This is a genomic window from Amycolatopsis sp. NPDC049691, assembly GCF_040675005.1.
GTDB lineage: Bacteria > Actinomycetota > Actinomycetes > Mycobacteriales > Pseudonocardiaceae > Amycolatopsis.
This window is the reverse complement of sequence record NZ_JBFANX010000031.1, coordinates 18,460-41,001: the sequence shown is the minus strand read 5'-3', so window position 1 is coordinate 41,001 and position 22,542 is coordinate 18,460. Positions and strand designations below refer to the sequence as shown.

At 71.8% G+C, this 22,542-nt stretch carries 20 protein-coding genes; 15 read left to right on the top strand and 5 right to left on the bottom strand.

What is annotated here, in order from left to right:
* Window positions 1-189 precede the first annotated feature (189 nt).
* From AB0J40_RS43245 to AB0J40_RS43220, 6 genes are all read left to right on the top strand, one after another.
* Window positions 190-942 carry a sulfite exporter TauE/SafE family protein gene (locus AB0J40_RS43245; RefSeq protein WP_364465719.1) on the top strand — a complete coding sequence of 251 codons (753 nt, stop codon included), beginning with the start codon at window positions 190-192 and terminating at the stop codon, window positions 940-942.
* A gap of 45 nt (window positions 943-987) precedes the next feature.
* Complete coding sequence (locus tag AB0J40_RS43240; RefSeq protein ID WP_364465717.1) at window positions 988-3,243, top strand: xanthine dehydrogenase family protein molybdopterin-binding subunit; 2,256 nt, start codon at window positions 988-990, stop codon at window positions 3,241-3,243.
* A complete protein-coding gene (locus AB0J40_RS43235) occupies window positions 3,240-3,710 on the top strand; it encodes a (2Fe-2S)-binding protein (protein ID WP_364465715.1) in 471 nt (156 codons plus the stop codon). The genes AB0J40_RS43240 and AB0J40_RS43235 overlap by 4 nt, the downstream gene beginning before the upstream one ends.
* The gene (locus AB0J40_RS43230) at window positions 3,707-4,516 is read left to right on the top strand and encodes a xanthine dehydrogenase family protein subunit M (protein ID WP_364465713.1); all 810 of its coding nucleotides are present in this window, start codon (window positions 3,707-3,709) and stop codon (window positions 4,514-4,516) included. Before AB0J40_RS43235 ends, AB0J40_RS43230 begins: the two co-directional genes overlap by 4 nt.
* A gap of 94 nt (window positions 4,517-4,610) precedes the next feature.
* On the top strand, window positions 4,611-5,306 hold the full coding sequence (locus AB0J40_RS43225) for a flavin reductase family protein (protein ID WP_364465711.1): 696 nt from the start codon (window positions 4,611-4,613) through the stop codon (window positions 5,304-5,306).
* Between the two features lie 168 nt (window positions 5,307-5,474).
* Window positions 5,475-6,701 carry a DUF222 domain-containing protein gene (locus tag AB0J40_RS43220; RefSeq protein WP_364465709.1) on the top strand — a complete coding sequence of 409 codons (1,227 nt, stop codon included), beginning with the start codon at window positions 5,475-5,477 and terminating at the stop codon, window positions 6,699-6,701.
* Between the two features lie 533 nt (window positions 6,702-7,234).
* Here the strand turns inward: AB0J40_RS43220 and AB0J40_RS43215 are convergent.
* Window positions 7,235-8,146: a hypothetical protein gene (locus tag AB0J40_RS43215; RefSeq protein ID WP_364465707.1), complete on the bottom strand. Its 912-nt coding sequence runs from the start codon at window positions 8,144-8,146 to the stop codon at window positions 7,235-7,237.
* A gap of 113 nt (window positions 8,147-8,259) precedes the next feature.
* Here AB0J40_RS43215 and AB0J40_RS43210 point away from each other — a divergent pair, with 113 nt between their 5' ends.
* The 8 genes from AB0J40_RS43210 (at window position 8,260) to AB0J40_RS43175 (ending at window position 15,407) form a co-directional block, all read left to right on the top strand.
* The gene (locus tag AB0J40_RS43210; RefSeq protein ID WP_364465705.1) at window positions 8,260-9,180 is read left to right on the top strand and encodes a 2-dehydropantoate 2-reductase; all 921 of its coding nucleotides are present in this window, start codon (window positions 8,260-8,262) and stop codon (window positions 9,178-9,180) included.
* 151 nt (window positions 9,181-9,331) lie between these two features.
* Window positions 9,332-10,174 (top strand): ESX secretion-associated protein EspG, encoded by an 843-nt coding sequence (locus AB0J40_RS43205; protein WP_364465703.1) that lies wholly within the window; start codon window positions 9,332-9,334, stop codon window positions 10,172-10,174.
* Between the two features lie 20 nt (window positions 10,175-10,194).
* Window positions 10,195-10,662, top strand: a complete 468-nt coding sequence (locus AB0J40_RS43200; protein ID WP_364465701.1) for a hypothetical protein — start codon at window positions 10,195-10,197, stop codon at window positions 10,660-10,662.
* Between the two features lie 8 nt (window positions 10,663-10,670).
* On the top strand, window positions 10,671-12,650 hold the full coding sequence (locus AB0J40_RS43195; RefSeq protein WP_364465699.1) for a hypothetical protein: 1,980 nt from the start codon (window positions 10,671-10,673) through the stop codon (window positions 12,648-12,650).
* Between the two features lie 4 nt (window positions 12,651-12,654).
* Entirely contained in the window at window positions 12,655-12,996 is a 342-nt protein-coding gene (locus tag AB0J40_RS43190) for a type VII secretion target (protein WP_364465697.1), read from the top strand.
* A complete protein-coding gene (locus AB0J40_RS43185; protein ID WP_364465695.1) occupies window positions 12,993-13,544 on the top strand; it encodes a YbaB/EbfC family nucleoid-associated protein in 552 nt (183 codons plus the stop codon). Before AB0J40_RS43190 ends, AB0J40_RS43185 begins: the two co-directional genes overlap by 4 nt.
* Before the next feature lie 55 nt (window positions 13,545-13,599).
* On the top strand, window positions 13,600-14,136 hold the full coding sequence (locus AB0J40_RS43180; protein ID WP_364465693.1) for a GNAT family protein: 537 nt from the start codon (window positions 13,600-13,602) through the stop codon (window positions 14,134-14,136).
* The gene (locus tag AB0J40_RS43175) at window positions 14,133-15,407 is read left to right on the top strand and encodes an MFS transporter (protein WP_364465691.1); all 1,275 of its coding nucleotides are present in this window, start codon (window positions 14,133-14,135) and stop codon (window positions 15,405-15,407) included. Before AB0J40_RS43180 ends, AB0J40_RS43175 begins: the two co-directional genes overlap by 4 nt.
* On the opposite strand, the gene AB0J40_RS43170 is transcribed toward AB0J40_RS43175, so the two are convergent.
* Both AB0J40_RS43170 and AB0J40_RS43165 read right to left on the bottom strand, forming a co-directional pair.
* A complete protein-coding gene (locus AB0J40_RS43170) occupies window positions 15,393-16,613 on the bottom strand; it encodes an SGNH/GDSL hydrolase family protein (protein ID WP_364465689.1) in 1,221 nt (406 codons plus the stop codon). The two genes, AB0J40_RS43175 and AB0J40_RS43170, sit on opposite strands and share 15 nt — an antisense overlap.
* A 380-nt stretch (window positions 16,614-16,993) precedes the next feature.
* Window positions 16,994-17,257, bottom strand: coding sequence for a hypothetical protein (locus AB0J40_RS43165; protein ID WP_364465687.1), 264 nt, complete (start codon window positions 17,255-17,257; stop codon window positions 16,994-16,996).
* 230 nt (window positions 17,258-17,487) lie between these two features.
* On the opposite strand from AB0J40_RS43165, the gene AB0J40_RS43160 reads away from it, so the two are divergent.
* Window positions 17,488-19,839, top strand: coding sequence for an alpha-L-fucosidase (locus AB0J40_RS43160; protein WP_364465685.1), 2,352 nt, complete (start codon window positions 17,488-17,490; stop codon window positions 19,837-19,839).
* Here AB0J40_RS43160 and AB0J40_RS43155 read toward each other — a convergent pair.
* Window positions 19,836-21,020, bottom strand: a complete 1,185-nt coding sequence (locus AB0J40_RS43155; RefSeq protein WP_364465683.1) for a 4-hydroxybenzoate 3-monooxygenase — start codon at window positions 21,018-21,020, stop codon at window positions 19,836-19,838. The genes AB0J40_RS43160 and AB0J40_RS43155 overlap by 4 nt on opposite strands.
* 26 nt (window positions 21,021-21,046) lie before the next feature.
* Entirely contained in the window at window positions 21,047-22,540 is a 1,494-nt protein-coding gene (locus AB0J40_RS43150; protein ID WP_364465681.1) for a glycosyltransferase family 39 protein, read from the bottom strand.
* Between the last annotated feature and the right edge of the window lie 2 nt (window positions 22,541-22,542).

Genomic DNA, 22,542 nt, shown 5'->3' with positions numbered 1-22,542 from the left:
TGTCAGAGCGGATTCTGGGACGGCCCGGTCCGGCGGGGCAAGCCCGGCGGTGGATCCCGTCCGGTTTCGGACAAGGCTGGAGTAATTCGTATAACGGGCTATACCTTGCCCGCCGGGTATGGCGGCTCGCCTCCGTGGTGGGAGCAACCTCACCGAAGCCGACCCCTCCCAGCGTGTTGAGATGACAACGTGATCACCGACCCCGGCACCTTCCTCCTCCTGATCCTGGCCGGAGTGGGCGCCGGCCTGACCGGAGCCACCGCCGGGCTCGCCTCCCTCGTCTCCTACCCGGCCCTCCTCGCGGCCGGCCTGCCGCCCGTCACCGCGAACGTCACCAACACCGTCGCCATGCTCGGCACCACCGCCGGAGCCGCCGCCGGCGCGCGCCCCGAACTCGCCGGTCAGCGGCGAAACCTCGTGCCGCTGTGCCTCATCACCACCGTCGGCGGTGCGTGCGGCGGCCTCGTCCTGCTCCTGACCCCGTCCGACGCCTTCACCGCCATCGTCCCGTGGCTGATCGGCGGCGCCTCGATCGTCCTCATCGCCGGGCCGCGGCTGCGCCGGCTGGCCGAAGGCGCCGAACACCACGGCCTGAGCCCGGCCACCGCCGTCGCCGCGTTCTTCATCGGTGTCTACGGCGGTTACTTCGGTGCCGCCGCCGGAGTGCTCATGCTCGCGCTGCTCGTCTCCGTCTGGAGCCAGCCGCTGGCCCGGACGAACGCCGCGAAGAACCTGGTCACCGGCTCGGCGAACCTGCTCGCCGCGATCGTCTTCGCCTGCACCGGCAAGGTCGCCTGGGCCGCCGCGCTCGCCGTCTGCCTCGGTTCCCTCGCCGGCTCGTGGCTCGGCTCGAACCTCGTCCGCCGCCTCCCGGCGACGCCGTTGCGCATCGGAATCGGTATCGCCGGGCTCGGACTGGCCGTGGTGCTGGCGTTCTCCTGAAACGACAAGGCATGATCGGCGGGGTATCGGCGAGCAGGAGACCAGATGAGCATTGTCGGGACCAGGGTGGTCCGCCAGGAGGATCAGAACCTGATCACCGCGGGCGGCACCTACGTGGACGATCTGCGGGAGGAAGCGCTTTCCGGCGCCGCGCATGCGGTGTTCGTGCGCAGTCCGGTCGCGCACGCGCGGATCGGCAGCATTGACGTCAGCGAGGCGAAGGCGGCGCCGGGGGTGCTCGGCGTGTTCACCGCCGCCGACCTCGGCCTCGACCCGCACGACGCGGGGCCGGTGAAGGAACCGTGGCTGGCCGACGGCGTGGTGCGCTACGTCGGCGAGCCCGTCGCGCTCGTCCTCACCGAGGAGCGCTACCAGCTGGCCGACGCGGCCGAGCTGGTCGACATCGACTACGACCCCCTCGACGCCGTCGCGAGCATCGACGCGGCACTGGCGGGCGAGACGCTGCTGTACCCCGACAAGGGCAGCAACGTCATGCAGGTCAACGGCGCGCAGGAGTTCGACGAGTCGATCTTCGACGGCTGCGACGTCGTCGTGACGCAGGCGATCGTGAACCAGCGCGTCGCCCCGGCGCCCCTCGAAGTCCGCGGCGCCTCGTGCGCGTGGGGCGAGGACGGCCGCCTGACGGTCTGGCTTTCCACGCAGAACGCCCAGATCGCCCGCACGCAGGTGGCCATGAGCCTCGGCGTCGGCGAAGACCGGGTGCGCGTGATCGCCCCGGACGTCGGCGGTGGCTTCGGCGCGAAGATCGGCGCGGACCCCGAGGCGACCGTCCTCGCCTGGGCCGCGAAGGAGATCGGCAGGCCCGTGCGCTGGGTCGAGTCGCGCAGCGAGAACCTCACCTCGATGACGCACGGCCGCGCGCAGCAGAACACCGTGACCATCGGCGGCAGGCGCGACGGCACCGTCCTGGCGTACCGCCTCGACGTCGTCCAGGACGCGGGCGCCTACCCGCGGACGCTGTTCCTCCCGACGCTGACCGAGCTGATGGCCGTCGGCGTCTACCGGTTCCCCAAGGTGGAGACGCGCAGCCGCGCGGTCGTCACGAACACGACGCCGATCGCCGCCTACCGCGGCGCGGGCCGCCCGGAGGCGACAGCCGCGGTCGAGCGCGCGATGGACGTGTTCGCGGCCGAGATCGGCATGGACCCGGCCGAGGTCCGCCGCGTCAACTTCATCCGTCCCGAGGAGTTCCCGTACCAGACGCCGACCGGCGCGTCCTACGACACGGGCGAGTACGCGGCGGCGCTGGACAAGGTCCTCGAGACCGCCGGCTACACCGAGCTGCGCGCCGAGCAGCAGCGGCGCCGCGACGCGGGCGAGACCGTCGAGCTCGGCCTCGGGATCGCCGCCTACGTCGAGATCACCGGTGGTGACGCCGGCGGCGAGAGCGGCCGCGTTGACATCCACCCGGACGGCTCGGTCGTCGCCTGGACCGGCAGCTCTCCGCACGGCCAGGGCCTGGGGACGTCGCTGGCGATGCTCTTGTCCGACCAGCTCGGCGTGCCGCTGGAGAAGATCACCGTCCGCCACGGCGACACCGACGAGGTGCCCAAGGCCGTCGGCACGTTCGGTTCCCGGTCGCTGCAGCTCGGCGGCTCGGCGATCCGCCAGGCCGCCGACGAGGTCATCGCGCAGGCCCGGCAGCTGGCCGCCGACCTGCTCGAAGCCGCCCCCGAGGACATCGAGCTGGACGCCGACCGCGGCGTCTGGCAGGTCCGCGGCGCGCCGTCGAGCACGGTGCTCAGCTGGGCGCAGGTCGCCGAAACGGCCGGCGAGGGCAAGCTCACCGCCGACGTCTGGTTCGGCGGCGGCAAGCCGACGTTCCCGTTCGGCGCGCACCTCGCCGTCGTCGAGGTCGACACCGAGACGGGCAAGGTCGAGCTGCGGCGGATCATCGCCGTCGACGACGCCGGCCCGATCGTCAACCCGCTGACCTTCCGCGGGCAGCGCCACGGCGGGCTCGGCCAGGGTGCCGCGCAGGCGCTCATGGAGGTCGTCACCTACGACGAGGACGGCAACCCGACGACCGCGACGCTGGCGGACTACTCGTTCGTCACCGCCGCCGAGCTGCCGGACTTCGAACTGGTCGACATGGCCACCCCGACGGACCGGAACCTGCTGGGCGTCAAGGGAATCGGCGAAGCCGCGACGATCGGCTCGACGCCCGCGGTGCACAACGCCGTGGTGGACGCGCTTTCCGCCCGCGGCGTCCGGCACCTGGACATGCCCACGACCCCGATCCGGGTCTGGGCCGCACTTTCGAAGGGAAACGCACGGTGAAGGTTTCGATCGAGGTCAACGGGCGGCCGGTGGCCGAGGAGGTGCCGGACCGGACGTTGCTGGTGCACTTCCTGCGCGACACCGCCGGGCTGACCGGCACGAACATCGGCTGCGACACGACGTCCTGCGGCGCCTGCACGGTGCTGCTCGACGGCGAGTCGGTCAAGTCCTGCACGGTGCTGGCCGCGCAGGCCGACGGCCACGCCGTCACGACCGTCGAGGGACTGTCCTCTTCGGACGGCTCGTTGCATCCGGTGCAGCGCGCGTTCCGCGAGCAGCACGGCCTGCAGTGCGGGTTCTGCACGCCGGGCATGATCATGGCGTCGGTGTCGCTGCTGGCTGACAACCCGAAGCCGACGCGCGACGAGGTGCGGGCGGGGCTGGAGGGCAACCTCTGCCGCTGCACGGGGTACCACAACATCGTCAGCGCCGTGATCGAGGCATCGGGCCAGGAGGTGGACCAGTGATCCCCGCCGCGTTCGAGTACCAGCGCGTGTCCACAGTGGACGACGCGCTGGCCCGGCTGGCTTCCCTGGGCGACGAGGCAAAGGTGCTCGCCGGTGGTCATTCCCTGCTGCCGCTGATGAAACTGCGCCTGGCGGCACCGGAGTACCTGATCGACATCGGCCCGGTGGACGAGCTGCGTTACGTCCGCCTCGACGGCGACGACGTCGTGATCGGCGCGTTGTCCCGCTACAGCGACCTCGCGCGGGACCCGGTGCTGCTGGAGCACGCGCCCCTGCTGGCGCACGTGTCGGCTTCGGTGGGCGACCGCCAGGTCCGCCACCGCGGCACGATCGGCGGTTCGCTGGTGCACGCGGATTCGGCGGCGGACCTGCCGGCGGCGATCCTGGCCTCCGACGCGGTCCTGGTCGCGCGCGGCCCGGAGGGGGAGCGGCGCATCCCGGCGGCGGAGTTCTTCCTCGGCCCGTTCACGACGCCGCTGGAGCCGGCCGAGCTGCTGATCGAGGTTCGGCTGCCCCGTCAGACGGGGATGGGCTGGGGCTTCGAGAAGTTCACCCGCCGCGCGATCGACTGGGCGATGGTGGGGGTGGCGGTCGTCGGCGGCCGGGTCGGCTTGGTGAACATGGGCGGAGTCCCGCTGCGGGCGACGGCCACGGAGTCGGCGTTAGCCGAGGGGAAGTCGATCGCCGAGGCGGCCTCGCTGGCGGCTGCCGACACGAACCCGCCCGACGAGCCCCACGCGACGGCGGAGTACCGCCGCCACTTGGCCCGGGTGCTGACCCGCCGGGCGTTGACCGCGGCCGGCTGACGTTCGACGATCACCGGCGCCGTCCGTCGGCGCCGGTGATCGCGACGGCCGATTCCCGCCAGTCCGGCTGGTGCGCGGTGGGCAGGATCGAGGCGTGAAGACTTCTGCGCACACGGCGATCGAGCCCGGAATCCTGTACTTCGGTACCCCGGTCGTGTTGATATCGAGCGAAAACGAGGACGGTTCGGCCAACCTGGCACCGATGTCATCGGCGTTCTGGCTCGGCTGGCGGGCGATGCTGGGGCTCGGTGCCCGTTCCAAGACGACTCAGAACCTGTTGCGTACTCGGGAATGCGTGCTGAACCTGCCTTCGGACGAGTTGGCTCCCGCTGTTGACCGGTTGGCTCTGACCACCGGTTCCGATCCTGTGCCTCCTGGGAAGGTGAAGCGGGGGTACTTCCACGTCGCCGACAAGTTTTCGCGCGCCGGGTTGACTTCTGTTGCTTCCGAGACCGTTTCGCCGCCTCGGGTCGGTGAGTGTCCTGTTGCGATGGAGGCTGTTGTCGAGGCCGTGCATCCGGTTGCCGACGAGGATCCCCTGCAGCGTGGGGGGATTGTGGCTGTCGAGGTGCGGGTCCAGCGGGTCTTCGTGCACGACTCGATCCGGGTTCCGGGGAGTGCCGATCACATCGACCCCGATGCCTGGCGGCCGTTGATCATGAGTTTTCAGAAGCTTTATGGTCTTGGGGACCAGGTTCATCCTTCTACTTTGGCTCGGATTCCTGAACGGTTGTACCGTGGGCCTGATATTGATCGGGCGCGTTCTGTTGGCCTTGGGGCTCGTGGTTGAGTTTTACTGATACGGCTTCGCCGGGGCGTGGGAAATCGGCGCTTCTTATGGCTGGGTGTTCCTGTGTCTGGGAGCGCCGATTCCCCACGCAGCGGTGTCCCTGCCGGGCTTACTCTTTCTACCCTTTCGTGTGATGATCGTGTGTTCGGGTTCGGTTAACCTTGTTGTATGGCAACGGAAACGGTGTGGCAGACGGATGCGATGGCCCTGGCCGATCGCATCGCCACTCTGCTCACCGTGGTGCGTTCTGCCGAGGCGGAGATCGGTGCGTTGCTGGTGGAAATCGAGTCCCGCGGGGTGATGGAACTCTTCGGCTACCGCTCGGTCGCCCGACTCCTCGAGCACTTGGCTGACATCCCGAAGTCCGCTGCCGAGACGATGGTCAAACGAGCCCAGGCCCTGCACCCCGGCCACCACCTCGACAGCCCGGCACCTGTCGCTCCCGCTACCGCGGCCGCCGCGGCGGAGGGCCGCTTGAGCAACCCGATGATCGACACCGTCATCGGCAGTCTCACGCAGGTCCCGCCCGCACATCGCGAGGACGCCGAGCAGCACCTGCTGGCCCTGGCATCGAACGCGGGCTACAAGCAGGTCGCCGCCCTCGGCGCCCGCATCGTGGCCCATTTGGACCCCGACGGTCCCGAGCCCGACACGACCGAACCGGCTGTTCCCGCCCGGGAACTGTCCCTGCGGCGCAAACGAACCGGGATTTGGGAGCTGCACGGCCGCTTCGACGACGAAACCGGCACCCGCGCGAGCGCCCTGCTGGATGCCTTGGCCGAACGCCGCACCAACCCCTCCGAGGGCGCCGACCTGCGCTCCCCGCAGGAACGCTACGGCGACGCCTTCTCCGACGCAGTGGATCTCGCCCTCAACTCACCGGACCTGCCCATGCAGGCGGGCGAGCGGGCGCACGTGATGGTCGCGGTGTCGCTGAAGGATCTGAAGTCCGGCGTCGGCCAGGCGACCCTGGGCGACACGGGCACGATGACGGCGGCGGAGGCCAGGATCCATGCCTGCGACAGCATGATCATCCCGGCGGTGCTGGGCGAGAACAGCGAACCCCTGAACCTCGGACGGCTCCGCCGCCTGATCTCCGCAGGCCTGCGCCGCGCGTTGTTCCTGCGCGACCGCGGCTGCGCCTTCCCCGGCTGCCACCGCCCACCCCGCCACTGCCAGGGCCACCACATCCGCCACTGGGCCGACGGCGGCCCGACAGACCTGAACAACCTGGTCCTGATGTGCGCCCACCACCACCGACTGCTACACCGTTCCGGTTGGGAGGTCCGCATCGCCGCCGACGGCCTACCGGAGTTCCTCCCACCAGCGTTCCTGGACAAACGCCGAAAACCCAGACGCAACAACCTGCATCAACCGCTGCCATTCGCAGCCTGAGCCGATCGAACACGGGAAAGGCCCGCAGCCACAAGGCTACGGGCCTACACCCACGCCCTCATGTCCCCAAGGGCAACGCCAGCGGTCCTCAGCTGGACTGGATCCGACGCCCCAATCGGACCAACATCTCTCGCGGGCCCGCGAGCCGCGAGCCGCGAGCCGCCAGCTGCGAGTCGCTAGCCGCTCGTCGAGAGTCGCCGGCCGGGGCGCCAGCCGCCGGTCGCAAGGCCCGAGTCGCGAGTCGCCCGCGCCAGCCGCTCGCCGTCCACCGCGAGCAGTCAGCCACCAGCCGTGAGCCGCTCGCTGCCAGCCCGCCAGCTGCGAGTCACCCGCTGTTCGCCTCGTCGCTGGAAGCCGGCCTTGCGCGCGGTGCCCCGTGTCGGGCGAACGCTGGCCGGGCCCGCCGTCCGGTTGAGTTGCGTTTCCTCGCAGGAAGCGCTTGCTGTCCGCAGGCTGAGCCCACATCCGCTGCCGCCTCGTCGGCGCTGTTCGCCGGCTGCGCTCGTCATCTGCATAAACCCGGCCCCACCGAGTCACGTAGCGTCGAGCTGGGTCAGTACCGGTGCCAGCTGCTCGATCCCCGCCGTCACCGCTGCTCTTCCCTTGGCCGAGCTCACCGACGGCTGCTGCGTCAGCAACACCACCACATACCGCCCACTCACGACCCCCGTAGTGTTCAACACCAGCGCGTTCCGCAGGATCATCCACCCCTGCTTGATCTGCCACGACCGCCCGGCCAAGCCGTCCGGTATCCCGAAGTACTGGTCCCACCCGTCGTCCGCCGGGTTGCGGGCTGCCGCCAATGCCGCCAGCAGTGGGGCCGCCACCTCGTCCGGGACCACGTCCAGCAAGTACTCGTACGTCGTCACCACGTCGGATGCGCTCGTCCTCGCCATTCCCCACTGGGTCGGGTCCGTGGGCGGTGTCGTGTGCGACAACCCGATCAACGCCGCCGTGCGGGTCACTATCGCGTTGCCGCCGTTGCGCTCCCAAAACCGCGAGGCGATCGCGTCGTTGCTGCCCTCCAGCATGTCCGTCAGGTCCGCCACCGACTCCGCGTCCGGCAGCGCCCACGTTCCGCCCTCGTGGACCTCGTCGATCGCGATCAGGAGCTTCACCACCGAGGCCGTGTAGTACGGGCTGTCCGCGTCCAGCGAGGCCAGATCCTCGTCCGACTCACGGTCGTACAGGACGAACCCGACACTCGTTCCCCGGGACTCCGCACTCACCGCGGCGCTCACCGAACCGGCCACCGACGACAAGTCCGGGTACGGCGCCTCCGACGTCGTCGACGCCCCCGGGCTGATCGCCGTGTCGTCGGGCGGCTCCGAAGCCGGCGACACCACCGCCGGCCGGTGTCCGTCGGGCGCCGCCACCAGCACGGCCGTCAGCGCCGCCGCCGTCAGCCCTGCACCCGCCAGTGTCCAGCGGATCCGTCTTCCCATGTCCGCTCAACGTGCGCCAAACCCCGGACGACCTGTCGTTTTGCTGTGTCTTGCTGTGGAAACGCTGTGGTCCGGACCGTGGGACACCCGCGCGGCAGGCGTAGCGTCGTCTTGTGAGCGACTTGAAGATTCTCGTGGTGGGCGCCGGCGCGACCGGTGGGTACTTCGGCGGACGGCTGCTGCAAGCCGGGCGGGACGTCACCTTCCTCGTCCGGCCGGCCCGGGCGAAGCTGCTGCGGGAACGCGGCCTGCGGATCGTCGGCCTCGGGGAGGACACCGTCCTCGACCCGCCGCTGGTCGAGACCGGCTCCCTCGACGGCACCTACGACCTCGTCCTGCTCGCCGTCAAGGCGAGCGGCCTGGCCTCGGCCATCGACGATTTCGCCCCCGCCGTCGGCCCCGGCACGCTGATCCTGCCGTTCCTCAACGGGCTCGCGCACATCGACGTCCTCGACAAGCGCTTCGGCTCCGACGCCGTGCTCGGCGGCGTCGCCAAGGTGCAGACCACCATCGACGACGACGGCGCCATCCGACGGCTCGGCCCGCTGCAGAGCCTGGCCTACGGCGCCCGCGCCGAAGCGCCCACAAACCTCGCCGCGGTCGACGAGGCCCTGAAGAACGCCGGGTTCACCGCCGCCCTGGACGCGCGGATCACCGAGTCCATGTGGGCGAAATGGGTGTTCATCGCCGCGATCGGCGCGGTGAACAGCCTGATGCGCGGCACCATCGGAGAGGTCGTCGCCGTCCCCGGCGGCGCGGACTTCGCCGAAGCCGTCGTGGCCGAAGCGGCCGCCGTCGCCGCGGCCGCCGGGTACCCCGTCCCCGCCGCCGACCTCGCGGCCACCCGGAAGACCGTCACCGACCCCGCGATGGGGGGATCTTCGCTGTACCGCGACCTGCTCGCCGGTCACCCGGTCGAGGGGGAGCAGATCTTCGGCGATCTCACCGCGCGTGCCCGTGAGCTGGGCGTTGCGACACCGCTACTGGATCTTGTCACCCTCCAGCTGCGCGTGCACCAGCACCGCATCGGGTGACGTGATCACCTAGTGCGCTTTGCCCGCACAGGCCGGGGATCGTGGTCTTTCGGGCACCCGCGTGGCGGCGCCGACGCGGGGTTCCCGGGCACTGCTAACCTTCGGCAGGAAAGTTGCTTGAGGGTTTGACGAACGAATGCAGCGAGGGGAAATGGCGGACAGGTTCGAGTTCGTCCTCGAGGTCGTCGAAGCCCTCGTCGTCGGCCAGGCGACCGGCGGCGACATCCGGCGCTACCCGTTGCGCGCGGGCAACCTCCCGGCGGACCCGCTGCGGTTCGTGCGGGTCGCGCGCCAGGTGTACGACGCGCTCGAGCAGCGACGGCTTTCGGTTTCGGGCGAACTGCACCCGGGCGTGCGGACGGCGTTCGAGCTGCTCGCCGAGCCGCGGGTTTCGGTTGCGGTGAGCGGGATCGACGGCCTCGGCGCCGACGTCGCCGTGCTCGTGGTCACCGACGGCGCCCAGGCGCTCGGCATCACCCAGGCCCCCGACACCGACGACCTGCTCTTCTCGCTGTTCGCCGACGAGGAGCTGGTCGAGGTCGTCACCGGCGTGCTGCCGCCCGCCCCGGCCGCGACCACCGGCAAGCACGTCGTGCACCGCGCGGCCGGGCGCGAGGTCTCGGCCATGACGGCGAAGCGGATCGCGGACGCGGAGTTCGACGAAGAAGAGACCGACGCCTTCGGCATGATCGAGGTCAAGGCCGTGGTGCGGCCGGGCCGCCGGCCGCCGGCGCCGAAGCCCTCGGACGTCGCCGTGCTCGAACGCGTGCTCGCCGAACCGCGGCTCGGCGGCGGCCACATCGCGGTCACCGCGCAGGGCCGGCGCGGCGAGCGGCTGGCGGGCGACCCGCTGAGCTGGCTGGACACCGCCGACGGCCGCTACCTGGTGCACACCACGACCGGCGAGGCCGGCGAGCTGACCGCCGAATACGTCCCGGCCGGACGGGCCGACCTCGCCCGCGCGATCCGCGATGCGATCGCCGCGGTGTACTGACCGGAAAGGGAACAGTCCTGATGACGGAAGAGACCCAGGCGGTTGCCCAGGCTCTCCAGGCGACGGCGCAGATGCAGACCGCGACCGAGCCCGCGCAGAAGGCCATGGCCGCGGTCCGTGTCGGGCTCGCCGGTGCCCAGCTGAAGCGGCTCGCGCAGAGCGGCGGCTTCGCCATCGACGACACCACGGGCAACCAGCTGATCGAAGCGCTCGAAGGCGTGCTCGAGTCGCTCGAGCAGCGCTGGGCGAACCTGCAGCGGCTGCACGACGCGCCGGCGATGAGCCGGACCGCGACCGGCCAGTGGGTCTCCGCGCACATGGTGAACACCGCCGCCGACGAGAACGGCCTGGTCACCCAGCTGCAGGCGGCGCGCCAGGAGTTCCCGACCTACATCGAAGCCATCAAGCTGGCGAAGAAGAACTACAAGTCCCGGGAAGAGACCACGCGCGCGACGCTGACCTCGCTCCCGACCGCCGACCAGAGCTGAGGGAGACCGTGGCACCCACCGCCGAGTCCGTCTCGGACCCGTCGTCCCCGGACTACAACCCGCGCAGTCCGCTCTACGACGTGACGGCCGATTCGTCGTCGAAGTACTACGTCGGGCCGCTGAAGGCGGACAACCTGCCTTCGGGTGACGAGATCCGCGAGATGGCCACCCAGCAGATCGACGACGAGATCCGGGCCGGCTGGCTCGGCCCGGCCGTCGACCCGGTGCTGCGCGACAAGAAGATCCAGGAGCTGTACCAGCAGCACCTCGACGCCGCGAAGCACGGCCTCGACGAGGGTCTCACCATGCGCGAGAACGGCGGCGCGCCGAAGACGCTGTGGGCCAACGCGAGCCACGAGCAGATGAACGACGCCATCACCCAGGACGCCAACCCGGCCAGCGTCGCGGAGACGTCGGAGGAGTGGGTGGCCGTCGGCAACGAGCTGGGCACGCACCAGAAGACCCTGGGCGACGCGATCAACGCGAGCACCAGCAACTGGCAGGGCGACGCCGGTGACGCCGTGCGCGAGCACCTCGCCGGCGTCGGCAAGTGGCTGGGCGCGACCGCGCAGGGAGCGACGCTCGCCGGGCGCCAGCAGGAGATCCACTCCCAGGCGCTGAACGAGACCCAGCGGCAGATGGTCGCGAACCCGCCGGTGCAGTTCGACCTGCAGAGCACCAACCAGCGCCTGATGTCGATGACCGACCCGGTGCAGTACGCGGCGGCGGCGGGCGAAGCGATGCAGACCTACCGGGCGCAGCAGGCCGCGCGGGACCACGCCGCGCAGATCATGACGCAGTACGACGAAACCATCGGCGCCGCGGTCGCGACGCCGCGGTTCCCGGCCCCGCCGAAGCTCCCGACGGCGACGGCGCAGCGGCAGGGCACCGCGGCGGGCGGCGCGGGTGCGGGCGGCAGCGCCCAGCCGCTGATGGCACGAACGGCGATGGACCCGGCGCTCGACCCCACGGCCGCGGGTCGCACCCCGGCCGGCCTGAATGCCGCCGGGCTCGACGGCGCGGGCGGCCCCGGTGGCAGCGGTGCCGGCATCCCCGGTGGCGGCGCCGGCTTCTCCGGCAGCGGCATCCCCGGTGACGGTTCGGGCGCGGGCGGGTCCGGCTTCTCGGGCGCCGGCATCCCGGGCGGTGGCAGCGGAGCGGGCGGTTCGGGCTTCTCCGGGGCCGGCATCCCGGCCGCCGGCGGCGGCGGTGCCGGTGGCTCGGGCTTCTCGGGCGCGGGCATCCCCGACATCCCCGGCGGCAGCTTCACCGGCTCCGGCATCCCCGGCTCGTCGGCGCCGGGCTTCGACGACTCGACGACGACGTCCGGCTTCACCCCCTCCGGCATCCCCGGGGGCGGCGGTACCGGCGGCAGCGGCTTCACGCCGCCGTCGATCCCGAACATCCCGGACGTCTCCGGTGGCGGCGGCGGTGGCATCCGCGGCGGCAGCCCGATCCCCGGGTTCACTCCGCCCGGCATCGACCCGATCACCGGCCTGCCCACCGGCACCGGCCCCGGGGGCATCCCCGGCGGCGGCATCCCGGGCGGTGGCACCGGCAAGATGCCGACCATCGGCCGCGGCGGCGGGATCAACGGCGAAAGCATCGCGAGCAGGCTCGGCGGCATCGGCGGCGGGTCCGGGGGCGGCTCCCTCGGCGGGATCGGCGGTGGCTCGGGTGCCGGCGGCGTCGGCGGTGGCGTGCGCGGTACGGGCGCGGGCAGCCTGGGCGGCGGTGCCGCGTCCGGCGCGGCCGCGGAGGCCGAAGCGGCGGCGGCGCGCAACGCCGGGATGGCGGGCAAAGCCGGTGCCGCGGGCAGCCCGGGCATGGGCGGCATGGGTGCCGGTGCCCGCGGCGGCAAGAAGGAAGACGACAAGGAACACAAGTCGGCCGACTACCTCGAGAGCGACGACCCGAACTTCTTCGCGGGCGAGCAGGTGGTGGCGCCCCCGGTGATCGGCGACTGGAAGAACCAGGATTGGAAGTGAACGCATGACGGCGGCGGGCTTCGAGGTCGAGCCGGACGAGCTGGTCGCGCACGCGAGCCACGTCGAGGGCCTGGTGGACCGGCTCGACACGGCGTCCGCCGCGGCCGACTCGGCGATGTCGGACCACGCCTACGGGCTGCTGTGCGCGTTCCTGCCGCCGATCATCCGGCCGACGGGGGAGAAGGCGAAGGAAGCGCTCACGGCGTCGGCGGAAGGCGTCCGCGGGCTCGCGGACAACGTCAAGACGGCCGCGCAGTCCTACCGCGACGGCGAAGAGGGCAACGCCCAGCCGTTCGAGCGTCAGCTCGCCGCGTCGCCGCGCACGGCGGAATCGAGGCAGGCATGACGTCCCCGAACAACGGCCTCGGCGACCTGATCCGCGACCCGGACGAGGCGATCCGCCGGATGGACGACTGGGCGGCCGGGTTCGCGGCGAAGGCGCAGCGCTACCAGGCGGCGCAGGAGGAGACCGAGCGGCTGCGGCTGACCGCCAGCAGCAGCGACGGCGCCGTCAGCGTCACCGTCGGCGCGGACGGCACCGTCACCGACCTGACGTTCAGCAACAAGATCAAGTCGTTCCCCCTCGACGAGCTGTCCCGGGCCATCCTGACCACCATGCGGCGCGCGCAGTCCGGCATCGCCGAGAAGGTGGCCGGCGTGATGGCCGAGCAGCTCGGCGACGAGGACCGCGAGACCCGGACGCTGCTGCTGGACAACCTCCGCGGCCGGTTCCCCGACCCGGACGAGCCCGAGGACCAGCCGCCGGCCGAGCCCCCGCCCGCACCGCCGGCGCCGTCCGGCGGCGCCGCGACGCCGCCGGCCTCGGGCCCGGCGACGCCACCGCGCCGCGGGACCGCGGCCGATCCGGACGAGCAGGACAACAACCCCTGGTGACGAGCGGCTGAACGACCGCTCGACAAGGACGGCTTCCGGGGTCGACACTGAGCCGATGACCGGCCTGATCCCCGGAAGCCGCGTCCGCCTGCGCCCCGCCGCAGCCGCCGACGCCGCCCGGTTCGAGGAGATCCTGTCGCACCCGGACATCGCCCGCTGGTGGGCGGACGCCGAAGAACCGGTGGCGGCGCAGGTGTCCTACCTACTGGACCCCGACGACGGCACCACGACCTACGCCATCGAGCACGATGACGTCGTCGTGGGCATCGAGCTGGCCTTCGAGGAAGCCGACCCCCAGTACCGGCACGCCGGGATCGACATCGCGGTGCACCCGGACTGGCAGGGCCGCGGCCTCGGCACGGACGCGATCCGGACGCTGGCCGAGCACCTGTTCACCGTGCGCGGGCACCACCGGCTGGTGATCGACCCGGCGGCGGACAACAAGTCCGCGATCCAGCTGTACCGGTCGCTGGGCTTCCGGCCGGTCGGCCGGATGCGCGCGTACGAACGCGGGCCGGACGGCAGCTGGCACGACGGGCTGCTGATGGACCTGCTGGCCGAAGACCTCGTCCCCGCGCTGGCCGGCTCGTGAGCACCCCGGTCGCGGCACGACAGCTGCGGCGGGTTGCCGTGGCCAGCGCGATCGGGACCACGATCGAGTGGTACGACTACTTCATCTACAGCACGGCGACGGCGCTCGTGTTCGGCAAGCTCTTCTTCACGTCGCTCTCGCCCGCGTCGGGCACCCTCGCCGCGTTCGCGACGCTCGGCGTCGGGTTCCTCGCCCGCCCGGTCGGCGGGATCCTGTGGGGCCACTTCGGCGACCGCGTGGGCCGCAAGGCGATGCTCGTGCTGTCCCTGCTTTTGATGGGTTTCGCGACGGTCGGCGTCGGCCTGCTGCCGACCTACTCCGCGATCGGCGTCTGGGCGCCGATCCTGCTGCTCGTCCTGCGGCTGCTGCAGGGGCTGAGCGCGGGCGGCGAGTGGGGTGGCGCGGCGCTGATGGCCGTCGAGCACGCGCCCGAAGGCCGCCGCGGCCGGTACGGGTCGTTCTCGCAGATCGGCGTTCCGGCCGGGCTGATCCTGGCGCAGCTGCTGTTCTTCGTCCTCGGCCGGTCGCTGACCGACGCGCAGTTCGCGTCCTGGGGCTGGCGGGTGCCGTTCCTGGCGAGCATCGTGCTCGTCGGCGTCGGCCTGGTGATCCGGCTGCGGATCGAGGAGACGCCGGTGTTCGCGCGGCTGCGTGACGAAGAGGAGCGCAGCAGCCGGCCGATGGTCGACGTCCTGCGCGAGCGGCCGCGGGCACTGCTGGTGGCGTCGGGCAGCTTCATCGCCAACACCGCGATCGGCTACATCTTCCTGGCGTACCTGCTTTCCTACGGCACGTCGGTGCTCAAGATCGACCGCACGACCCTGCTGGTGGTGGTGATCGTGGGCAGCCTGACGTGGCTGGTGAGCATCCTCGTCACGGCGGCGTGGTCCGACCGCGCCGGCCGCAAACCCGTGTACCTGGCCGGGTCGATCCTGCTGGTCGTCTGGCCGATCCCGTTCTTCCTGCTGGTGGACACCAAGGCCGCGGTCTGGCTGATCGTCGCGGTCGTGGTGCTGAACATCGGGCTGGGCGCGACGTACGGGCCGCAGTCGGCGTTGTTCGCGGAGCTGTTCGAGCCGCGGTACCGCTACAGCGGCGCGTCGTTCTCCTACGCCGTGGGCGCGGTGCTGGGCGGCGGGTTCGCACCCCTGATCGCGACGGCGTTGCAGACCGCCACCGGGACTTCGCTGTCGGTGTCGCTCTACCTCGTGGCGGTGGCGCTGCTGAGCCTGGTGGCGGTGCTGTTCATCCCGCGCTCACAGCCGGTCTAGCCGGACCGCGGCGGCCATCCGCTCGTAGCCCGCGTCGCCCGGGTGGAGGTGGTCGCCGGAGTCGTAGGCCGGCAGCATCCGCAGCGGGTCGCCCGGGTCGCGGACGGCGGCGTCGAAGTCGACGACGCCGTCGAAGACCCCGCTGGTGCGGATGAAGGTGTTCACCGCGGTGCGGGTCGCTTCGAGGGTTTCGTCGTAGACGCGCCAGCCCTTGAACGGGGTGAGCGTGCCGCCGAGGACCCGGATGCCGCGTGCGTGCGCCTGCGCCACCAGCTGGCGGTAGGCCGAGGTGATCGCGTCCGGGTCGGTCTGGTGCGGGTCCTGCTGGATGTCGTTGATGCCCTCCAGCACGATCAGCGTCCGGACGCCGCCGACGCTCAGCACGTCGCGGTCGAAGCGGGACAACGCGTTCTGGCCGGCGCCGGACCCGGGGACGTCGAGCAGCAGCCGGTTGGCGCTGATGCCGGCGTTGAGGACGCCGAAGCGGCCGTGCAGCCGGTCGGCGAGGTAGTCCGGCCAGCGGTGGTTGGCGCCGGCGACCGAGCCGACGCCGTCGGTGATCGAGTCGCCGAGCGTCACGATCGAGGCTTCGGCACCGCCCTGGACGTCGACGCCGGAAACGTAGTGCCACACGGACGTCTGCTCGGTGTAGGGCGCGCCCGCCTCGCTGCCGGCGAAGTCGCCGGCGCGGGTGAAGTACGACGTCTGCGACGCGGCCGGGTGGTAGGTGACCGGGCCGGACTTCGTGGGCACGTACGTCGTGACGAGGAGGTTGGCGTCCGCCGGGATCCGGGCGTCGACGGGATCGCTGAGCGCTTCGGCGCCGGCCGGGACGACGACACTCGGCGCACCACCGAAGGTGAGCGAGCGCAGTGTGCCGGGGACGGCGTCGGGACCGTCGGCCTGTACCGCGATCGTGACGTGCCCGAAGGTCAGGGGAGAAGCGCCGAAGGCGTTGGAGAGGTGGACGCGCGCCCGGCCGCCGCCCGCGCTGGTGTGCACGACGTTGCGGATCGAGAAGCTGGGGTAGCCGTCCGGAGTATTGGCGACGGCGGCCGCGGGCGCGGCGGCCCAGGTGCCGACCCAGCCGTGGACGGCGTGCTCGGTGGATGCCGGGAGAGCGCTTTCAGGGTGGGCGGTGCCGGCCGTCGTGAGGATGCCGAACCCCGCCAGGACTGCCGCGCTCACGGCCAGGAAGCGTCGCATCCACTCACAGTGGCGTGGCTGGTCCGGACCGGGGACCGCTGATCAGGTGAGCGAACCGGACAAGACCCCGGACAGGGGTGTCAGGAATGGGGCGGGCCCGTCCGGGATTCTGGGGATGCCGGACGGGCCCGCGCGAGGTGGCCGTTGCCGCGACGGCCGCTCGCCGGAGTGCCCGGTCCCGATCGGGCGGAGGCTGGCCCGGATCGTTGCGTCGTGGCGACCCCGGAGGGCGTGTGCGAGACGCCCTCACCCAGAGCACGGCCGGTGGTGCGCGGCGGTTCAGCGGGAGCGCGGATTTCGCGGGGGAATCTCGGCGAGGCGCCTTTCGGGCACGCGGAACGGCCGTGAACGAGTCGTTCACGGCCGTTCGGGCGGAAACCTCACGCGGCGGCGGGAAAGCCGCCCAGTGCGCGGTGGCCGGCATCGGTCAGTTCGGCCGGGGCCCACTGGCCCGGCGACGGCGTGCCGGCCGCGCGGATCAACCCGGCGCGGGCCAGGTCGTGGGCGGTGTTCTGGTCGCAGCACGGCAGCCCGTCCACGCGGAGGTCGGGTGCACAGCTGCAGCGGAGCTCGGCGCGCCCGTCGCGGATCGCCTTGAGCATGGCGATCGCGCGGCGGCTCAGCGCGTTCTGAGAGGTGGACATCGGTCTGGCCTTTCGGTGCGCGGCTGGTTCCGGCGGCGAGTTGCTGCAGCTCGTTACCCAGGACTACGCGCCGGACCCGAGCGAGGTTCACTTCGATCGCCTCTTGACACCGGAAGGCCCAACGAGCAGGGTCAGTCATCGGATGAATCAGCCCCGCCAACGGCAGAGTGGCCAACTATGGCCCAACTCTGCCGTCAATCCGCCGTAGTCATCCGATCCCTGGAGGTTCAGTGACGACCTTCCCCCGCCGGCAAGCCCTCGGCATCGCGCTCGGTGGCGCGGTGGCTCTCGGCGCCGCCGGTCTCACCCCCGCCGGTGCCGCCGTGCCCGTGGACGCCGCGCCGGACGGTCCCGGCACCCCGATCGTCCCGCCCCCGCCGCCCGTCCCCGTCGCCCTCGACACGTGGTTCACCAACGACGGCATCGACAGCGCGTCCGCCACCGGCGGCGACTTCGACGGCTCCGGCTACACCTTCCCCGCCGAACAGCTGCCCGCCGGGCGGACGACGACCGTCGGCGGGGTCCCGTTCACCCTCGGGTCCGCCGCCGCCGGCGCGAAGAACAACATCGCCGCCACCGGCCAGCGGATCGACCTGCCGAAGGGCCGCTACTTCGTCGCCTACTTCCTGGTCGCCGCCAGCTACGGCACGACCGGCGGCACGGCCACCGTGCACTACGCCGACGGCAGCACGAGCACCGGCTCCCTCTCCGGCCCGGACTGGTACACCGGCACCGGCGCGCTGGTCTCGCCGTTCCGGTACGCACCCGGCGGGGTCGTGGACGCCAACCCGGTTTCGCTGGCCACCGGCCAGGTCTGGGTCGACCCGGCCCGCGAAGCCGTCGCCCTGACCCTGCCCACCACGGCGACCCCCGCGCCGAACGTCTCCAGCCTGCACGTCTTCGCCCTCACCCTGCAGCCGGTGGCCGTCGGCCGCTCGGCGCTCGTGCTCGACAGCCGCTCCACGGTGAACCTCCTGTCCGACGGCGGCCCGCAGGCCGCCGAAGCGACCATCGTCAACGCCGGCACCGTGTGGCTCGGCGCCGGCGACCGCGTGAGCGTCACCGTCGACGTCCCCGGCGGCCGCACGACCGTGCCCGCGGCCATCCGCGCGCTGGCGCCGGGGGAGCAGGCGACCGTCCGGCTCGGGATCGCGCCGAACGCGTCCGTCCCGCCCGGAACCACGACGAACGGCCAGGTCCGCGTCACGGCCGGCCGCGGGACCCTCGCCACCCAGCAGGTCCCGATCACGCTCGGGATCCCGGACTTCCGGCCGACCGACGCCTCGCTGTCGACGCACCGGGCGCCCTACTGGTTCACCGACAGCAAGTTCGGCATCTTCATCCACTGGGGTGTGTACGCCGTGCCCGCGTGGGCGCCGGTCGGGCAGCAGTACGCCGAGTGGTACTGGCAGAACCAGCAGGACCCGAACGGCGCGACCTACGCCTACCACCGGGAGAAGTACGGCGAGAACTTCGCCTACGACGACTTCATCCCGCTGTTCACCGCCGCGAAGTTCGACCCCCGCACGTGGCTGAACCTGATCGCCGACGCCGGCGCGGAGTACTACGTCCTGACGTCCAAGCACCACGACGGTTTCGCGTTGTGGGACACCAAGGTCAGCGACCGCAACTCCGTCAAGCTCGGTCCGAAGCGGAACATCATCGCCGAGCTGTTCGCCGCCTCCCGGAAGTACACACCCCAGCTGCGCAACGGCCTGTACTTCTCGCTGCCCGAGTGGTTCAACCCGGACAACCCGTGGATGGGCCACGCGCCGCGCAACCCGTACACCGGCGCGCCGCTGCCCTACACCGGCTACACCGCGGGCAAGGACTTCGTCCGCGACTACCAGGCCCCGCAGGTGCTCGAGCTGATCTCGGAGTTCGACCCGGACGTCCTGTGGTTCGACATCGGCGGCGTCAACGACAGCCGAAACGTGCTCACCGAGTACTTCAACCGCGCCAAGAACCGCAAGCGCCCCAAGGACGTCACCTACAACGACCGCGGCGGCATCCCCGACCACGACTTCACCACGCCGGAGTACACGACGTACCCGAACACCGTGGTGGCGAAGTGGGAGGCGAGCCGCGGGCTCGACCCGTTCTCCTACGGCTACAACCGCGCGACCCCCGACGACCGGTACATGACCGCCGAGGAGGTCGTCCGGACGCTCGTGGACATCGTGTCGAAGAACGGCAACTTCCTGCTCGACATCGGCCCGGACTTCGACGGCACGATCCCGGACGTCATGCAGAAGCACCTGCGTGACGCTGGCGCGTGGCTGAAGGTCAACGGCGAAGCCATCTACGGCACGACGTACTGGTCGCGCATGGCCCAGCTCGGCGACCTGCGGTTCACGGTCAAGCAGAGCGAGGCCTTCTACGTGCACTCGCTGGCCGCGCCGGGCAGCAGGCTGGTGGTCGCCGCACCGGTCCCGATCCGGGACGGCGACCGCGTGACGCTGCTGGGCTACCGCGGGAACCTGCACTGGACCGTCGAAAACGGCGCGCTGGTGATCGACGTCCCGGCCGCGGCCCGGCAGGCGGGCCGCTACGCGTGGGTGTTCAAGATCGCCTGGAGCTAGAGGTCGGCGTTCTTGCCGATGTACAGCTCCGCGAACGCCGCCGCGGCCGCGGGCGAACCCAGCAGGCGGCGCATCCGGGCCTCCGCGATGCGCGCCGCGAACGGGTTCTCGCCCGTGGCCGCGGTGTTGTGGAAGATGTCCGACAGCCACTGGGAAAACTCCTGGTACTGCCACACCAGCGGCAGGCACGCGTCGGAGTACCCGGCCAGCCGCGTGGGATCGCCCGCATAGTGCGCCTGGTAGGCCTCCGCGAGCAGGAACGCGTCGTGCAGCGCGAGGTTCATGCCCTTCGCCGCGATCGGCGCGACCAGGTGCGCCGACTCGCCCGCCAGGTGCAGGCGGCCGTGCCCCATCGGCTCCACGACGTAGTTGTGCATGTCGAGGATCCGCTTCTCGATCAGCTTTCCCTCGATGATCGGCCCGTCCGGCACCGCCAGCCGTGCTTTCAGTTCCGTCCACACGCGTTCGTCGGGCCAGTCCGCCTCGGTCTCGCCCGCCGCCGTCTGCAGGTAGAAGCGCGTCACCGTCGGCGTGCGGGCCATGTGCGCGCCGAACCCGCGCGGGTGGATGCCGAACAGGACGCCGTCGGCGGACGGCGGTGCCTCCGCGAGCAGGGCCAGCCAGCCGATTCCGTAGTCGTGGTGGGACTTCACGGTGGTTTCCGGCGGCAGGTACCCCTGCGTGATCCCGCGGGCGCCGTCGCAGCCGGCGACGAAGTCGCACTCGATCCGGTGTTCGGCGTCCGCGGTGCGGAACGTGACGGCGGGGGAGTCCGATGTCAGGTCCTGCAGCCGGACGTCGGCGACTTCGAAGAACGCCTCTCCGCCCGCGTCGGTGTACTGCGCGACCAGGTCGGTCACCAGAAGCTGTTGCGGGTAAACGAAATGCCGCTGCCCGGTGACGTCGCCGTAGCGGAACGGGTGCCGCCGCCCGGCGAACCGGAACTCGAACGCCTCGTGCCGCGGCGCCCGCGCGACGAGCCGGTCGCCGAGGCCGCGCTGTTCGAGCCCGCGCACGGCCCACTCCTCGATGAACCCGGCCCGCGGCCGCTGCTCGATGAACGCCCGGCTCTCGCTTTCCAGCAGCACGCAGGGGATCCCCGCGCGCCGCAGGAGGTTCGCCACCGTGAGCCCGGCCGGACCCGCCCCCACCACGGCCACCGCCGTGCGCGTCGCCACCATGCGCCCGAGGGTAGCGCGAACCGGGCTCAGTAGAACTGCCGCAGTTTCGGCCAGGCGGTCGACCACGGCTCGGTCAGCGAGCACAACGACAGCGGGGTGCCGTTCTCGTCGTTGTCGACGCCTTCGGCCGTGTGGTACTTCGTCACCAGCCGGCACCCGGTGATCAGCCGCGACGCGGGCGAGCCGCGTTCGAAGCCGCCGACGACCAGGACCGGGCCGACCAGCCGGTCCGGCGGCGGACCCCAGTCGGCGTAGGACATGTGCGGCGAGTACGGCTGGGGCAGGCCGAGCGCGGGTCCGTAGTGCTCGAGCGCGCCCGCCTCGCCGTAGTTCCCGGCGACGATCACCGCGGTGTCCCGCTCGGTGGCCGGGATCCGGTCCCAGGCACCGGCGACGGCTTCGGCGAACCCGGGCCAGCCGACCTGTTCGCCCGGTTCCTTGTTGACCGCCAGCAGCGGGCCGTTCAGTGCTGCCACCGGCACGACCGGAAGTCCGGTGAGGACGGACACGACCACGCACACCGCGGCCGCCACGCCGGTCAGCGCGCGCCGGGCCGTGCCACCGCGGCCCAGCCACCGCAGCGCCGGCTCCGCGCCGAGCGCCACCAGCGGCAGCAGCAACGGCACCGAGTAGTACGGTTTCCCGCCCAGGACCAGCAGTTCGGCGCAGACGACCGGGTAGGCGACCGCGAGGGCGCGGGCCCAGCGCAGGGCCGGGTCGCGCCACGGCCGCACGAGCCCCGCGATCCACACGGGCACCAGCACGGGGGAGAGGTACACCAGCTGCATCGGCACGAACAACGCGCGGTTCTCGCCGCCGTCGTCCTCGCTGATCCCGCCGGCGACGGTGAGCATCGGCCAGCCGTGCGACGCCTGCCAGACCACCACCGGCGCGGCCAGCACGGCGGCGATCCCCACGCCGGCCGCGAGCCACCAGGAGCGCAGCACCCGGCGCGGCCCGGCGACGGCCACGCCGATGCCCAGCCCGGACAGCAGGAGCAGTACCAGCCACTTGTTCGCCAGGCCGGCCCCCGCGGCGGCGCCGACGGCGAGCCACCACCGGCCGTCGCCGGTGCGCAGGAGCTTCAGCCCGAACAGCGCGATCAGCGACCACAGCAGCACGTCCGCGGAGTTGGTGGCCAGCATGTGCGACACCACCAGGACGTACGCCGAGAGCGCCGTCGCGATCGCCGTGAACAGCTGCGCGCCGCGGCCGCCGCCGAACTCGCGCGCGATCAGCGTGACGACCACGACGGTCGCCATGCCGAGCAGGGTCGCGACCACCCGCAGGCCGGACGGCGTTTCGCCGAACAGCGCCGTCGACGCGCGCGCCAGCCACGGTGTGAGCGGCGGGTTGTCGACGTAACCCCAGTCCGGCCGGCGGCCCGCCGCGACGAAGTACAGCTCGTCGCGGTGGAAGCCGTAACGGCCGGACAACGCGGTCAGCACCACCGCTTGCGCGGCGACGACGATCCCGATCGGCAGCGCGGCGAACCGCGGCAGGTCTTGACCGGCCCCCATGG

What these genes read in the sequence shown, in the direction of transcription:
- AB0J40_RS43240 (WP_364465717.1), top strand. Translation starts at nt 988, where the DNA reads ATGAGCATTGTCGGGACCAGGGTGGTCCGCCAGGAGGATCAGAACCTG.
- AB0J40_RS43220 (WP_364465709.1), top strand. Translation starts at nt 5,475, where the DNA reads ATGGCAACGGAAACGGTGTGGCAGACGGATGCGATGGCCCTGGCCGAT.
- AB0J40_RS43215 (WP_364465707.1), bottom strand. Translation starts at nt 8,146, where the DNA reads ATGGGAAGACGGATCCGCTGGACACTGGCGGGTGCAGGGCTGACGGCG.
- AB0J40_RS43205 (WP_364465703.1), top strand. Translation starts at nt 9,332, where the DNA reads ATGGCGGACAGGTTCGAGTTCGTCCTCGAGGTCGTCGAAGCCCTCGTC.
- AB0J40_RS43200 (WP_364465701.1), top strand. Translation starts at nt 10,195, where the DNA reads ATGACGGAAGAGACCCAGGCGGTTGCCCAGGCTCTCCAGGCGACGGCG.
- AB0J40_RS43190 (WP_364465697.1), top strand. Translation starts at nt 12,655, where the DNA reads ATGACGGCGGCGGGCTTCGAGGTCGAGCCGGACGAGCTGGTCGCGCAC.
- AB0J40_RS43185 (WP_364465695.1), top strand. Translation starts at nt 12,993, where the DNA reads ATGACGTCCCCGAACAACGGCCTCGGCGACCTGATCCGCGACCCGGAC.
- AB0J40_RS43180 (WP_364465693.1), top strand. Translation starts at nt 13,600, where the DNA reads ATGACCGGCCTGATCCCCGGAAGCCGCGTCCGCCTGCGCCCCGCCGCA.
- AB0J40_RS43170 (WP_364465689.1), bottom strand. Translation starts at nt 16,613, where the DNA reads ATGCGACGCTTCCTGGCCGTGAGCGCGGCAGTCCTGGCGGGGTTCGGC.
- AB0J40_RS43165 (WP_364465687.1), bottom strand. Translation starts at nt 17,257, where the DNA reads ATGTCCACCTCTCAGAACGCGCTGAGCCGCCGCGCGATCGCCATGCTC.
- AB0J40_RS43155 (WP_364465683.1), bottom strand. Translation starts at nt 21,020, where the DNA reads ATGGTGGCGACGCGCACGGCGGTGGCCGTGGTGGGGGCGGGTCCGGCC.
- AB0J40_RS43150 (WP_364465681.1), bottom strand. Translation starts at nt 22,540, where the DNA reads ATGGGGGCCGGTCAAGACCTGCCGCGGTTCGCCGCGCTGCCGATCGGG.